Here is a 14,590-nt window from a genome sequence, read left to right on the forward strand (position 1 = left end):
TGCGTTCGACCACCCGCGCTTCGAACGTTGCTTGTTGCTCGGACAAGCCGCCCCATAGCGGGCTAGATGGATCTTGCGGTTGCGTTCATATCGTCGAGCATCTCGCGGCCTGTTCTGCATTGGCGGTTGTGCTGTAAGAGCAAAATGCGATTCGTGTCCGTCGGAGTACTCAGGAAAGAAGGTTGGACGCGTCGCATGCAAGTATCGTGGCGGACGATCGCGAAGCCCCGGAACCTGTTGCTTAGCGTTGCCTGACTGAAGTTGGAGATGAGAACCGCTGACGTGCCGGCGGCTGCGATGTCTATCGCTTTACTCGCTGCGGTTCTTCCAACGTTATGCGTAGATCGGATAACACGATATCGAGAAATAGCATTTTTCTTGCATATGAATTTTTTATTATGCTCGTTCTAATGATGGCCGGACTTGTGCAGTCGCGCAACCGATCGGTCGCCGCGAGGAAACATTGGAAAGCCGATGGCAAACTTCTGTCGACGAATGACGGGCCGCAAGCTTTCTCGAGCTCCGTGTTCAACAGCTCCAAGAAGATCTCACTTCAGCACCCAACTTAGGATAAGCGCATGACAGACATCGATGATAACGCACGACTGACGCTGGTCGGACCGGGCAAGCCGATGGGCAAGTTGATGCGCTGTTACTGGATGCCGATCCTGATGTCATGGGAGCTTGCCGAGGCTGATGCTCCGCCCGTTCGCGTTCGTCTTCTAGGTGAGGACCTGGTCGCCTTCCGTGCGACCGATGGAAGCATTGGGCTACTGGACGAATACTGTCCGCATCGACGTGCTTCGCTGTTTCTCGGCCGGAACGAAGAGAATGGACTTCGGTGCGTCTATCACGGGTGGAAGTTCAATACGGAAGGGCAATGTGTCCATCAGATGAACGAGCCCAACTCGTTCGCCGACAAGGTTCGTACGACATCTTATCCCACGGCGGAGATCGGCGGAGTCGTTTGGGCTTATCTTGGCCCGAGCGACAAGAAGCCACCTCTTCCAAAGTTCGATTGGACGCAGGTGCCGGCCGCTCAGCGGACCGTGACAAAGGTCGTTCAGGAATGCAATTGGCTACAGGCGCTCGAAGGCGGCCTCGATAGCTCGCATTTTTCCATTCTTCATCGTGCGTTGCGGGACAATCCTCTCCAGGAAGGGCTTGAACCAAAAAAGTGGGCTATCGCACTCAATGGCCCAACGCGCTTGGAGCTGGAGCCCACGGACTACGGCTATCGCTATTTTGGCATCCGCAGCGGCAAGGACAACTCAGTCTATGTTCGAGGATATCACTTTGTGATGCCATTCACCCAGCTTCGCCCACCCGGGCCGGGCCGAAAGCAGGTGCACGGTCACTTCTGGGTTCCGATGGATGACCATAACACGATGGTCTGGAACTTCTACGCAGACTACGAGGGCAACCCGCTAACCGAAAAAGACGAAGAGGCGTTGGCGGGGCGGGGCAACAATTATGGCTCGCACGTCGATCCAAAGGACGGCTTCAAGTCGATTCGCAATAGGTCAAACGACTGGTTGATCGATCGCGCCATGCAGAAGACCGAAACGTTCACAGGCATCGATGGCGTCAATCAGCAAGATCGCGCGGTGCAAGAAAGCATGGGACTTATTGTCGATCGGTCAAAGGAGCGCCTTGGCCCATCCGATCGAGCTGTCGTCGCGACGAGACGTCTGCTGCGCGAGGCGACTGAAGCGTTGGAAAAAAACGAAACTCCGCGCGGCGTGGATGCCACGTACTACGATCTGCTGCCTGCTGAAGGCGTGTTCAAGCAGGACGAAGACTGGCACGCGAAGCTTATTGCAGCAATGTATCCGAAAAAGGAAAGGGACGTGACCATGTAGATGATCTCGCACCGATTGCACTGACTGACTGCACGAATAGCGTGCGGTCTGGAGACGCGACGGCATGCAGCGCCGATGCACTAGCGCTCGGCGCGCCTCGTGATGAGGATGCTGTTCAGGTCTTCGCTTCTTGAGGGGGAATAAAAGTGAATTGCAGCTTGCATTGGAGGGGGAAGTGAAATTGGACAACGTATTTGGAAGTCTGACGAAGAGAGTCTTAGGAGTGGCGGCGACAATCTCTTTCGTTGCTGTTGGTCAGGCGGTGGCGGCCGACCAAGCTGATCCGCCGGTCAAGGTCAAGGAGGTGAAGCCCGTTCCGGCTATACCGTTCTTCTTCGTGAATGATAACCGCGTCACCTTCGCATGGATGCCCGACGGGAAGGTGACCGGATATTATTCGGTTAACCCGGATGGCTCACTGAACGGCAGCACTGCCAAGCAAGTCTATGCGTTTACTCACTTTGATGCCTGGGCTTACGGCACGAACTTCTTCTCGATCGCAATGCAGAAGGCGGACCACAACGCTCCCGCGGTGCCTTGCGTCTTGCCAGGAACCACCATTACCGGCGGTCGTGGGAACTGCGCCGGTGAAACAGATATCGTGGGCATCATTCGGTCGACCTTCGGTTGGAATGAGATATTCGGCACGAAAGCCTTCACAGCCGGGCCCCTGCGTAACATCTCGTTCGAAGTCGGTGCGGACGCGAACACCATGAACAACATGACCGCCTCGTCCAGGCGCGCTGTCGTTGGTGGTTTACAGTTCGCGTTCGACCTCCCGTACAAGGGATATGTCAACGTCGCACCGTTGGCATTCTGGGAGTTCTCAGGGCACTCCGGCTTCACGCAATGCGGCCTGTTCGGTCCCGGCGTCCCCGGCGTGACTTGCAATGCCGATGGCAACTACTCGTCCCGCCCAACCTGGGCCGTCGAGATCAACTACTACATGGATCTGGGGTTCTTGCCGCCCTCCATGCAATACTTCTCGGTCAGTGGCAGGGCCGCGTGGTATGGCCCGAAGGGTGATGCATCCGGGCTCCCTGCAAATTCCGGTCCGGGGCGCCTCAGCACTGCAACTGTCACAGAGTTCAATAGCGAACCGATCCGCTTGACCTTCGATGCCTCGAAGGCCGCCTGGGGAGACAAATACTCGCACTTTGTCGACGTCTGGGTCGCCTATCGGTACTGGCAGAACCGGTTGGGCTTCGACCATAACGCAACCCCCAACCTCTGCACCGTTGCAGCGACGGGGCAAAATAACCACACCTGCACCGAAGAGACGATTTACGCTGGCGTGACATTGAAGTTCTGATCCAATAGCTCCTTCTCCACCAAGAGGCGTCGCGATGCCCCGCGACGCCTCTTTATTTGTAGGTGCACAAGTCCAGTCCAGTTGGCGGCGGGTAGGCTCGACGGATGGCGGCGCTGCGTCAAAACCACACGCAGAGGTCTCACACGTCAGCCTGCATGTTGGATGATGAACTTCACTGCGGGCCGGCCACTCAGCCAGCTAGATCTCCGGCGTACAAGACAGAAACGCGTTGACAACGGGCTCAAGCACGCCTGCACGGAAAGCAAGTCCCACGCAAATTTGGGGCCCGGGAGGCTCCAACGGCCGAAATTTCAGCGACTCCGACATGTTATAAGTTGACGCGGTCTGCGGGACGATGGCCAGGCCCAACCCTGACGCGACGAGATTGAACAGGGCGGCCTCGCTTGCTACGGACTGGACAACCTTGGGGGTGAAGCCGAGCACGTCCAGGACTGGCAATGCCTCTCTCACGTTCAGTGCCACGAAAGGCTCTGAACGAAGGGATTTGACGTCCACCCGTTTGCGCCTGCTTAGCGGGTGCGAGACTGGGATGGCAACTACCATCGAAATCTCGGCCAGGCGTCGGATCGAAAGGCCGAGAGCTCCGACATCTTCAAAGGTTGTTACGAAGGCAACATCCGCGGTTCCGTCTGCAAGACCATCGAATTGGGCAATTGGCGAGACCTCGCGCAGGAGAAGCTCGACGCCGGCGAAGCGCTTGTTAAATACACTGAGCCAGGCGGAGAGCACACCCGCATGTGCTGAATGGCGAGTGAAGTCGATCGTGATGCGGCCGAGTTCGCCGCGTTCGGCTCGCCTCGCCGTATCGATTGCTTTCGAAGCTTGAGCCAAGACCTTCCTCGCCTCCGCGAGAAACAACTGACCGGAGTGGGTAAGCTCCACCTTCCGTCGGGTTCGCGCCAGCAGCCTGGTTCCAAGCTCTTGCTCAAGGTTTTTGATCTGGATGCTGAGCGCCGGCTGAGCGATGTGCAGGCGCTCTGCAGCTCTCGCGAAATGGAGCTCCTGACAGAGAATGTCGAAATAGCGGAGATGCCGCAGCTCCATTGATATATTCCGGATATCACAGCGTGAAGTATCTTATATTGGACCAATATTTCGGTCGCAACTACAAGAGCAACGTAAGAGCTCAGGATCGTCGGGATCCCGTAGCGACTGGAGAATGTCTATGATCAAGAAGTTCATCGCTCGCACGCTGAGTGTCGTTGTGTTTGCATCTCTGGCGACGACGTCGTTCGCGCAGGATACCCAAGTGCGCATCGCGGCTGATCGGAACGCCAATCTACCGGCAAAAACGTCAACCAGGCACTCCAACCAAAGGCCACTTCCGGAGACTTTCAGAGATCAGTTTGCCTTGATGCCCGAGGATACGCAGGTGGCCGTGCCGCGCAACCTGCCGGGAGCGCCGGCTCAGCCAGCACAATATTGATCTGACATGAAGTAGCCGCTGTCCGGCTTTCGCGGGATGACGCTGCGTACCAGGAACGTTCGCCGGACTTTCGCCTCCGGCGAACCGAGGTTTCGGAAGGAGCTTGTGGGATCATGGCTTGCGGCCATTTGGGTGGGAACAGACCGAGGGAAATTGGCGAGCGTGCCATCGAGTGCATTGCTTTGCCACTGGTCGAGCCTCGCGGTTTGCCCGTGGCAGCCGTGACCAGGCGTCGATGCGTTTCCGCCGACAGCGGAAGTTCGCATTGGCACTGAAACGAGTGCCAGCCGAAGGCGCTCGGTCAATTAGGATGTATCCAGGCTGTCAAGGGTGTCGGCCTCAGGACGAGTGACGGAGGTGTTGTTCTCCGTCGAAAATGGTTCGCGGAGCGATGCGCGCGTAGATGAGAAATACTCAGAGCATCATTCCAAAATTGGCCTGCAATCGTATCGCCGTTTCGGTTGACTTGCGCGAGAGTTGGGCACTAACTGATATCAATCCAATAGAAAAGCAATCGGAGACGCATTGTTGTTCAGTTCTCCGAACAGCGTTCGCAGATGAAGCTGGCCCTGTGACGCGGGATGCTGGGAAACGCTTCTTGAATGGCCAGCAGTCCAGTATCCCGACTATCAAAACTTGTTAGTACGTTTGAATCGCCGCGTGGCGCCCCGGGCGAGGCCGCTAAGGAGGATATGACTTTGATGATCGAAGTATTGGTCAAATCCGTCACCAACGAGGCGGAGGGCATCAATGCCTGGGAGCTCCGTCGGCCTGATGGCGGCGAGCTGCCACTCTTTACCGCTGGGGCGCATCTCGATTTGCATCTATCCAATGGGATGGTTCGTAGTTACTCGCTGTGCAATTCGCAGCGTGAACTCGATCGCTACGTCGTAGCGATCAACAGGGATCCGCAGAGCCGCGGCGGTTCCAAGTTCATTCACGATACCCTGAAGGCCGGCGACAAGATCAAGGTTTCGGAGCCGCGCAACAACTTCCCGCTGGTCGAGGATGCGCGTCACGTGGTGTTTGTTGCCGGTGGCATCGGAATCACGCCGATCTACGCTATGATCCAGCGCCTCGAGGAGCTTGGCCGGTCCTGGGAGATCCACTACAGCGCTCGCGTGCGAGCGATGTGTGCATTTCGCGAGCGGCTGAACGCCCTTGAGCACCAGAAGCCCGGCCGCGTGCACATCAATTTCGACCAGGAGCCGGGCGGTAAGGTGACTGACCTCAGGGCCCTGATTAGCAAGCTTCCGGAAGATGTGCATCTCTATTGCTGCGGGCCCAACGCGATGTTGAGGGCGTTCGAGGACAGCGCGAGGGAGCTCGGTCGCCCGCGGGAAAATGTGCATGTGGAATACTTCGTGGCAGCGGAAGAGGCCGCTGTCGAAGGCGGATTCACCGTGGTCCTGCAGCGAAGTGGCAAGAGCTTCGTCATCCCGCCCGGCAAGACAATCTTGGACACCTTACTCGACCACAACGTGGATGCTCGGTATTCCTGCATGCAGGGCGTTTGCGGGAACTGCGAGGTGAAGGTGCTCGATGGCATTCCTGATCACCGGGATTCCGTGCTGATGCCTGCCGAGAAAGCCTCTAACAAGACGATGATGATCTGCTGTTCGGGTGCCAAGAGCGCCAAGCTTGTACTGGATATGTAGCACGATGGCGACCCAATGAAGCACCGTACGACAGCCTGCGACTGCGTCGATGCGTGACATCGAATGATGCACGCACAAGATCTTGGTGTCTGTTGAAGAGATAGCTACTGGCCTGCGGTGGCATTTGCAATGCAGGAGAGAGATGATTAATGCCGTACATCGATGCAGGAAAAAGCAAGCTGTATTACGAGGAGTACGGGGCAGGTCCACCCTTGATCATGTTGCATGGAGTCGGCGGGAACCATGCCAGCTGGTTCAAGCAAGTGCCGACGTTCTCCAGGCACTACCGAACAATCGTCTTCGACCAGCGGGCGTTCGGAAATTCAGACGACGTCGAAGGAATTGGCAGAAGTGGCTTCCTGGATGATCTTCTTCGGCTATTGGACGAACTGAAGATTGCCAAGGCCATCCTGATCGGTCAGTCGCTCGGCGGCGGTACTGTGGCGGCCTTTTCTTGCCGTTATCCTGAGCGAGTGGCGGCCGTGGTCATAGCCGACTCGCTTGTGGGCGCCGTCTTGCCGTCTCCTTTGGACCACGAACTGGCGAAGGTTTATGAAAAAGCGGCGAGTCTAACGCAGGTCGAACGGGTCTTGGGCCCAATCATTCGGGAGAAGGATCCTGAGAGCACGCTTCTCTATCTTCAGATAGCAAGTTTCAATAGCGTCACGTTCAAGACTGTCAAAGGCGAATGGGCGCCTTGGACGCCTGCCGAGTTGGCGGCAACACGCGTTCCAGTTCTGATCGTGGTTGGCAAGGACGATAGTCACTTTACCCCGCGACTGATGCATTCGCTCCATAAGTTGATCCCGGACTCCGAATACCGTGAGATTCCAGCCGCTGGCCACTCGGCCTATTTCGAGAACGCGCCAGAATTCAACCGATGTATCCTCGAGTATCTTGAAGGTGTGACGCACTGAGGTATCAGAGAGCTGCTCGCTGCCGTCATCTTGTTGCGCGCAAGCGGCAAGCAGGGTTGGCTCTCGAGCGCAACACCCGGCAGCTTTCGTTGACTGAGCGGGCCAAGACCTTCTTCGTATATCGCATCAGCGCGAAAGCCGAGGACCTTTGTAAGGGCATTTCGTTCACCCGAATAGAGTGCTGCTCTTGCCCAATTCGTGATGGCCCTGCTCTCAATCCTTTGGGAGGAAGGTCCGCGACCGAGCGGCCGGTTGACCGCTCCGGCGACCTGGTAGGGAGGCGCTAAAGTCCACAATACGCTGATACATCAAGCGCAGCATTTTGCGCATGGTCTCGACTTCCTGGTCCGATGATCCTTCGACGATGATCTTTTCGTATTCGAGCGCCTTCGGCGTAAGTGCCTCCACCAGCTCTTTACCTCGGTTGGTAAGAGAGACGGTAATTTCCCGCTTGCTGAGCTTGGAACGCTTTTTTTCGACCAATCGCCGTCGCTGCATACTCTCGGTTAAACGCGAGAGCGTTGAGGCATCGATGCTGGTGTGGATCGAAAGCTCGATCAGCTTCTGGTCGCCGATGTCGTGGAGGACGGACAAGACCCGCCAATCCGCGATTGTGAGCTTCTCTTCGGCCAAATCCAGCGAAAAGATCTCATTGATCGCTGATCCAAGTCGATTCGTGAGATACGGAATCCGGCGTTCGAGGGAGTAGTTGAGCTTTTTCATGGACGGCCGGTTATAAAGCCACACCTTATTCTTGCGCTCGTGGCGAGGCAAGGCGGACGCGGTGAGGGCTGTGGGCAATCGAGTAGGCTGGTAGTCACCCTAAGTGTGGTTTTTCTCCTCACGAAACAGTCCCAATTTTTCGTGCACCGGTCGATCAGAGAATGAGAATAGGACACAATCGCCTCGCAACGCGCGAATCCGATACGGGCACCATCCCGGCATTGCGAAAACGTCATTGGTCTCCAATTTTACCGACGGCTGATCATCGGTTTCGATGCTGACTTCGCCTTCCAGCGCAACGAAAACTGCGCTGTCCGTGGAGCGATACGTCGATGTCGAGAAGCCCTCAGGCAGCAATCGCATGCTGGGTCCGAGCGTCGGCATGACCCAATCCCCGTTTACCGGATTGACGTATCGCAGGCAGATCCCGATGTGAGGATCAGGTTCCTGGCTTTGAGCAAGCCGGTGCAAGGCCTCCCTGGTTCTAGCGTACGGATAGTTGAAGACGGGAGATGTCGCCGATGTCGGCTGGTATCCTACAGGAAGGAGCCCACTTCCATATCGGGCGTCAGAGTATCCCTCGGGCCTCGATGTTGTCTGGGCGGTCTTGCTATGCTCCTCGCGAAAGCCAGTCTTCAGGAAGCTCACCAGGGGAACATCGAGGCAATCCATCCAGACCACCGGACCTTCTCCGTCATGTCCATGGTCGTGCCAGGTCCAGAAGGGAGTCAGAATGAGGTCCCCGCGCTGCATGGTTGTCCGCTCGCCGGCGACCGCCGTGTAGCCGCCGCTTCCTTCCAGCACGAAACGGAGCGCCGATTGGGTATGGCGATGCGCAGGGGCAACTTCGCCGGGCAGGATGAGCTGCAGGCCGGCGTAGAGTGTGTCCGTTATCTGCGATTTTCCTCGCAACTTAGGATTTTCAAGCACGAGCACACGGCGTTCTGCTTCTTCTGCAGTAATCGAGCCGCCGGCTGCCAGCAGCTGCGGAAGAACGGTCCTCCAATGCCAGGCGTAAGGCACCGCGGCAGGTCGGGGGTCGGTGGGGACAAGGCCCCTCAGAACTTCCCATAACGGAGCCAAGTTGAGCGCATCGAGCTCTTTGTAGAACGCGCTGCGGTCGACGCTGTTCTTCAAGGCGCTTGTTTCATTCATGATTCGGTTCTTCCTTGATGATCCTGTTTGCTACTTCGGCTCGATCCCTTTTCCGATCCGGTCGGCGGCGATCGCACGCAGCGCGGCGCGATCCAATTTCCCAACCCGCGTCGTCGGAAAAGCTTCAGTACGTTCGATGCGCTCGGGGAGCTTGAATTTCGCCAATCCCTTTTCGATGAGAAATGACCCGAGCTCGGCGATGGACGGCAATGCGCGCCCAGGCTTTGGTATGATAAAGGCGCATGCCTTCTCGCCGTAGATCGGGTCTGGCATTGCGACGACCTTGCCATCCGCGATGTCCGGGTGAAGGGCGATGAGGCGCTCGATATCCTCGGTGCCGAACTTCTCTCCACCGCGATTGATATTGTCGCGAGTGCGCCCCTCGAACACATAGGCGGAGCGACCTTCTATGCGAACACGCCGCATCAGGTCGGCGGAGCGGAAAAATCCGTCGTTGGTCAGACATTCAGCTGAGAGTTCTGGTGCCGCGAAGTAGCCGCGGAGCGAAGAGGGGCCTCTAAAGCACAATTCGCCAACCTCGCCTTCGGCGACTTCATCTTCAGAGTCGAGGTGCAGCAACTTGACTTCGTCAAACTCCGAGCAGGCGGCGCCCACCGTTTCATGTCGCGCCAAGACAGGATCTTCCGGTCCGCTTGTCAAAACGAGCCCCTCGGTGATGCCGAACATATTGGTTGCGGGCACGCCCGTGGCTCGCTCGATGGGGCCGGCCCCTTGGAGAGTGAAGAAGAACCGCAAAGAGGACAGATCGTAGCTTTGGATCTGCTTGAAGGATGCGATGGCGGGAGCGTGCGGGCCGATGGTGAAGGCGTGGTTGATCTTCCAGTGCTCGATGAGGGCGAAGAAGCGCTCAGGATCCCAGCGCGACATCAGCACAGTCGTGCAACCATAGACCACGGTCCGGACCAGGGCGAACATCATGCCGGCGTTATGCATAAGGGGAAGTGCCCAAATGCCGACGTCGCCCGACTTCATGGCGTACCTGTCGCACCATTGCCGGACGTGCCCCATATATTCGGCGTGAAATCGCGGAATAATCTTCGGCACGCCCGTTGATCCTCCCGAGAGCTGGAGGGCAACGACATCCTCACTTGAAGAGGATAGCGCTGGAGTGCGGGCTCCTGTGCTGATGGTTTGCGAACCAAGCTCGACTAGGCTGGTCTCTGACGGTTCGCCGAACGCAAACACATGTGGGATCGATTTCTCGCGCGCGACCTTCTTGGCGAATGCGATCAGATCGAACGAGCCGCCATCTTTCTGAACAAAGTAAGCTGCGGGACGGGTGAGATCCGCCAATTTGTGCATCTCCAGCTCGCGATATTGCGGGATCGTGCAGACAGGTATGATACCGGCCTTCACGCATCCGAAGAACGCAATCACCGTCTCGAGCGTGGTCCCCATCTGGAATAGGGCACGGTCGTTTACTTGCAGGCCACTCTCCCTGAGAGCGATCGCCAAAGCGTCAGCGCGACGATCGAGTTCTCCAAAGCTCAAGACCATATCGTTGCAAATAAAGGCTGGCCTGTCCCCGTATCGCTCGGCACAGAGTCTCAGTTGCTGGTCGATACGCCGATCGAGCCAGGCGCCGCTCTCGAAATATCGGGCCGCCGTTGCTGAATCAGCGTATACGGCGCCCTGAAGGGGTGTGCGCGGGCCAGTCATTTTTTTGCTCCCTGAACGAGAGGGCAATTTCCATCCGAAAGAGGACGGAAGGCTTGCTCCGCAGGAATGGTGTCGATCAGCTTGTAGTAGTCGTAAGGATATCGGCTTTCTTCCGGGGCCTTGACCTGAAAGAGATACACCGGATGCACGGCGCGCCCATCGGCGCGCACGGTCAGGTCGCCAAACAGCGGGTCCTTGATTGGACCTTTCTTCATCTCGGGTACAGCGAGTTCCGCGCTGTCGGATCCGATCGCCGCGACTGCCCGCAGATAGGCAAGGGTGGAGGAATAAACCCCCGCTTGATTTGCGCTCGGAACCTTGCCTCCCATGCGCGCCGCGAAACGCTTGGCGAAAGCGCGCGTGTCGTCGTTCATGTCCCAATAATAGGACTCTGTCAGCAATAGACCCTTTGCGGTCTTAAGACCGACGGAATGGACATCGTTGATGAAGATGAGAAAGGCAACCAGAGACTGACCGTCCTGGCGCAAATTGAACTCCTCAGCCTGCTTCAAGGCATTGATCGTATCCGTTCCCGAGTTCGCCAACCCAACCACGTCCGCTTTGGATGCTTGCGCACTCAGAAGAAATGAAGAGAAATCTGCCGTGGCAAATGGGTGACGGGATGAACCCTTCACCGTTCCGCCCTGTGCGACGATAAAAGACGTCGCCTCTGACTCGATGGCTTGTCCCAGGGCGAAATTGGCGGTCAGAAAATACCAGCTCTTGGCGCCCTTCTTCATCATGGCTGAAGCGGTCGCATGCGCGGTGGCCCAGGTATCGTTGACCCACTGAACTGTGTTGGGTGAGCAGTACTGGCCCGTAAGATCCGAACTTGCCGTGCTCGATGCGAGCAAGGTCATCGAGGTGCCGCGCAGAAGTGAATTCAGCGCGAGCCCAACAGCCGAGTTAGGGACGTCGACGATCGCGTCAACTTTCTCGACGTCGAGCCATTTCCGGGCGATGGCACTTCCCACATCGGCCTTGTTCTGGTGGTCTGCCTGCAGGATTTCGACTTTGATGCCGTTCCCGTCGCCGGCAAAGTCTTCTGCGGCCATACGGGCCGCCTCGACCGACCCAGGGCCATTGGTGTCCTGGAAAATGCCCGACGTGTCGTTCAGCACGCCAATCTTGACCACACCATCGGAAATCTCCGCGCTGGCCGCTCCGCACCAAACTGCGGTTGCTCCACACAACGCCAGAACTCTCAGCCTCAGCATTACGTCTCCTCCTCATCACTCTCGCCCGCTTCGATCGCGGAACTTTCACGCAGCTTGACGTTCCGTCACGGAACATATACTGCATATGCAATAAATGCAAATGCAGCAATTTGGCGAGGAGGACAACAATGAGGATCTGCCGGTTTAACTCTGATCGCATCGGCGTGGTGCAGGGCAGCTCCGTCGTGGACATCACTGATAATTTCGATCTGAATTCGAAGTGGCCGACGCCGCCCGGAGAATGGGTCATGTCCCAACTGACTTCTCTAAAAGAGGGAGGGCAGTATTCGTCTCGCCTTCCCCTTTCGCTCACGGATGTCAGGTTAGATAGTCCCATCGCAAATCCGGGTAAGATCATCGGAGCGCCGATCAACTACAAAGCGCACATCGACGAGGCGAATGCCGATCGCGAGATCAATCAGGGAAAGACCTATACGTCGCTGGATGAATACGGATTGTTTCTGAAGGCAGGAAGTTCGCTCATCGGGCCCTCGCAAACCATCCATCCGAGATTTGCGGACCGGCGCACAGACCACGAGGTTGAGCTTGCCGTAGTGATCGGCAAGAAGGCCAGTCGCGTGTCACGCAAAGACGCATTTGCGCACGTGTTCGGGTACACGATCGGCTTGGACATCACCGTCCGCGGAAAGGAATTTCCAGGCTTTCGAAAGTCAGCCGATACTTACAGCGTGCTCGGCCCATGGTTGGTGACGGCGGATGAGGTGCCGAATCCGGACGCGCTGGATCTATCGATCAGCGTCAACGGCGAAATCAAGCAGAAGTCGAATACCCGGCTTATGATCTTCGATGTCGCTCGCCTCATCGAGTACGCGTCCTCGTTCTACACTCTCTACCCTGGCGACGTGATCATGACCGGAACGCCCGAAGGCGTCGGCCCAATCGTGCCGGGTGACCGGCTGGTGGCCGAAGTCGAGCGAATTGGGAAACTCGAGATGCAGGTCGGGCAGGTGCTCGCTTGAGCGCCTATTCCTATTACCGCCGTCTGAACTGGAGCGAATGCGATCCCGGAGGGATCGTATTCTTTCCCAATTACGCCAAGTGGGCGGTCGATGGGCTCAACGAGATGCTTCAGTCCGACGGCTATATCCCAAACCGCAAATTGCCGGATGGCGGGACCGAAGGCATTCCATGCGTGGAGTTCAACATGCGCTTCTTCGATGCGCCGCTCCTCCACGCGATGGTGTCTCACCAGATTTCGGTTCAACGGGTTGGTAAGACGTCATTTACAATTCGTCATTGCTTTTCAGGGGATGGACGCTCGTTCGCCGATGCACTCGATACTCGTGTTTGGGCGGTCCATGGAGAACACGGTCTGCGCAAGAGCCCTTTGCCGCCTGAAGTGCTTGAGATCCTGAACGCCCGGAAACAGCCCGAAACCGCGGAGTAAGTCCATGATGTCGAATTCGCGTCCGCGAAAGATCCGGATCCTGGGCGCCGGCCCGGCCGGCTTGTACGCTGCCTACAGGCTCAAGCGGTTATTCCCGACCGCTGATGTTGCCGTCGTCGAACAGAACCCCCCGGATGTTACCTTCGGCTTTGGTGTTGTGCTGTCGGCGCAGGGCCTTCAATTCCTGGCGGACGACGATCCCGAACTGGTGCGCGCGATCTCTGGCGGCCTCGAATCTTGGCAAGATATCGAAATCAGAATAGGAGGCGAGCGCATCCGGATCGATGGCATCGGATTCACCGCAATCGGTCGTGTCATTCTGCTGCGCCTCCTGAACGATAAACTCCGGGAGGTTGGACTAGCTCCCATTTTTGGAAAGGCGATCACGGACCTCTCCGAGTTTGGTGATGCTGACCTCATTGTGGGGGCGGACGGAGCAAATTCGCTCGTGCGCAGCAAAAATGAGTTGGAGTTCGGAACCAAGATCGAGATGCTTACGAATTGGTTTGCTTGGTTTGGTGCCTCGCGTCCGTTCGATGCCCTTACACAAACGTTCAAGGTGACGGACAGCGGACCGTTCAATGCCCATCACTATCGTTACTCGCCGACCCAGAGCACCTTTCTGGTTGAGACGACAGCCGCAAATTTTGAACGTTGCGGGCTGGCGAAATTTTCGGTCGAGGAGTCTCGCGGGTTCTGCGAGAAGGTGTTCGCCGACGTCTTGGAAGGCGCCCAGCTTGTCTCAAACCGCTCTATCTGGAGACAGTTTCCGAAGATTACCAACGCCCGCTGGTCCTACAAGAATATGGTCCTGGTAGGTGATGCTCTTCGAACTGCCCACTACTCAATTGGTTCGGGCACTCGGCTTGCCTTGGAGGATGTTCAGGCGCTGGTGAACGCCATAGAAACCTCGCAAGGCGACATTCCAGCCGCGTTAGCCCTGTATGAAACGCAGCGACGGCCGGTCGTGGAAAAGCTGCTCGACGCGGCCGCCAGGAGCGCCAATTGGTACGAACATTTCGATCAGAATATGGCGCTCGCACCATGGGAGTTCGCACACGAATACATAAGCCGATCCGGCCGGGTCGCCCCAGATCGATTAGCCTCCACATGCCCTGAGTTTGTCCGCCGATATACAGAGTGGAAGAGCGGGAAATAGTAGCCTGTCGCCTCGCATTTGCCGCGAGTCTGAACCAACTGCTCGACCGGCC

The 14,590-nt window shown here is 57.2% G+C and carries 13 protein-coding genes; 8 read left to right on the plus strand and 5 right to left on the minus strand.

Annotated features, from left to right (window positions below; translation table 11 throughout):
- Positions 1 to 578 precede the first annotated feature (578 nt).
- Together BI327_RS35490 and BI327_RS35495 are read left to right on the plus strand one after the other, a co-directional pair.
- Positions 579 to 1,862 (plus strand): Rieske 2Fe-2S domain-containing protein, encoded by a 1,284-nt coding sequence (locus BI327_RS35490; RefSeq protein WP_076866006.1) that lies wholly within the window; start codon positions 579 to 581, stop codon positions 1,860 to 1,862.
- 202 nt (positions 1,863 to 2,064) lie between these two features.
- Positions 2,065 to 3,174 carry a hypothetical protein gene (locus BI327_RS35495; protein WP_076866118.1) on the plus strand — a complete coding sequence of 370 codons (1,110 nt, stop codon included), beginning with the start codon at positions 2,065 to 2,067 and terminating at the stop codon, positions 3,172 to 3,174.
- Between the two features lie 198 nt (positions 3,175 to 3,372).
- Here BI327_RS35495 and BI327_RS35500 read toward each other — a convergent pair whose 3' ends face one another.
- On the minus strand, positions 3,373 to 4,239 hold the full coding sequence (locus BI327_RS35500; protein WP_076866007.1) for a LysR substrate-binding domain-containing protein: 867 nt from the start codon (positions 4,237 to 4,239) through the stop codon (positions 3,373 to 3,375).
- Positions 4,240 to 4,360: 121 nt separating this feature from the next.
- Here BI327_RS35500 and BI327_RS35505 point away from each other — a divergent pair, with 121 nt between their 5' ends.
- From BI327_RS35505 to BI327_RS35515, 3 genes are all read left to right on the plus strand, one after another.
- Positions 4,361 to 4,621 (plus strand): hypothetical protein, encoded by a 261-nt coding sequence (locus BI327_RS35505; RefSeq protein WP_143271752.1) that lies wholly within the window; start codon positions 4,361 to 4,363, stop codon positions 4,619 to 4,621.
- A 701-nt stretch (positions 4,622 to 5,322) separates the two neighbouring features.
- Positions 5,323 to 6,279, plus strand: coding sequence for a PDR/VanB family oxidoreductase (locus BI327_RS35510; protein WP_245335030.1), 957 nt, complete (start codon positions 5,323 to 5,325; stop codon positions 6,277 to 6,279).
- 149 nt (positions 6,280 to 6,428) lie between these two features.
- A complete protein-coding gene (locus tag BI327_RS35515) occupies positions 6,429 to 7,196 on the plus strand; it encodes an alpha/beta fold hydrolase (RefSeq protein WP_076866010.1) in 768 nt (255 codons plus the stop codon).
- 213 nt (positions 7,197 to 7,409) lie between these two features.
- Here BI327_RS35515 and BI327_RS35520 read toward each other — a convergent pair whose 3' ends face one another.
- The 4 genes from BI327_RS35520 to BI327_RS35535 all read right to left on the minus strand — a co-directional run bounded on the left by BI327_RS35520 (position 7,410) and on the right by BI327_RS35535 (position 11,971).
- Entirely contained in the window at positions 7,410 to 7,919 is a 510-nt protein-coding gene (locus tag BI327_RS35520) for a MarR family winged helix-turn-helix transcriptional regulator (RefSeq protein ID WP_076866011.1), read from the minus strand.
- A gap of 99 nt (positions 7,920 to 8,018) precedes the next feature.
- Positions 8,019 to 9,074, minus strand: coding sequence for a gentisate 1,2-dioxygenase (gene gtdA, locus BI327_RS35525; RefSeq protein WP_076866012.1), 1,056 nt, complete (start codon positions 9,072 to 9,074; stop codon positions 8,019 to 8,021).
- A 30-nt stretch (positions 9,075 to 9,104) separates the two neighbouring features.
- Positions 9,105 to 10,754, minus strand: a complete 1,650-nt coding sequence (locus BI327_RS35530) for an AMP-binding protein (RefSeq protein ID WP_076866013.1) — start codon at positions 10,752 to 10,754, stop codon at positions 9,105 to 9,107.
- Positions 10,751 to 11,971 carry an ABC transporter substrate-binding protein gene (locus tag BI327_RS35535; RefSeq protein WP_076866014.1) on the minus strand — a complete coding sequence of 407 codons (1,221 nt, stop codon included), beginning with the start codon at positions 11,969 to 11,971 and terminating at the stop codon, positions 10,751 to 10,753. The genes BI327_RS35530 and BI327_RS35535 overlap by 4 nt, the downstream gene beginning before the upstream one ends.
- Positions 11,972 to 12,099: 128 nt before the next feature.
- Here BI327_RS35535 and BI327_RS35540 point away from each other — a divergent pair, with 128 nt between their 5' ends.
- Genes BI327_RS35540 through BI327_RS35550 form a run of 3 tightly spaced genes read left to right on the plus strand, consistent with a single transcriptional unit; the run spans position 12,100 to position 14,538 of the window.
- Positions 12,100 to 12,951 carry a fumarylacetoacetate hydrolase family protein gene (locus BI327_RS35540; protein WP_076866015.1) on the plus strand — a complete coding sequence of 284 codons (852 nt, stop codon included), beginning with the start codon at positions 12,100 to 12,102 and terminating at the stop codon, positions 12,949 to 12,951.
- The gene (locus BI327_RS35545; RefSeq protein ID WP_076866016.1) at positions 12,948 to 13,379 is read left to right on the plus strand and encodes an acyl-CoA thioesterase; all 432 of its coding nucleotides are present in this window, start codon (positions 12,948 to 12,950) and stop codon (positions 13,377 to 13,379) included. The genes BI327_RS35540 and BI327_RS35545 overlap by 4 nt, the downstream gene beginning before the upstream one ends.
- Positions 13,380 to 13,383: 4 nt before the next feature.
- A complete protein-coding gene (locus tag BI327_RS35550) occupies positions 13,384 to 14,538 on the plus strand; it encodes an FAD-dependent monooxygenase (RefSeq protein ID WP_245335031.1) in 1,155 nt (384 codons plus the stop codon).
- Positions 14,539 to 14,590: the final 52 nt, after the last annotated feature.

The organism is Bradyrhizobium mercantei (assembly GCF_001982635.1).
Taxonomy (GTDB): Bacteria; Pseudomonadota; Alphaproteobacteria; order Rhizobiales; family Xanthobacteraceae; genus Bradyrhizobium; species Bradyrhizobium mercantei.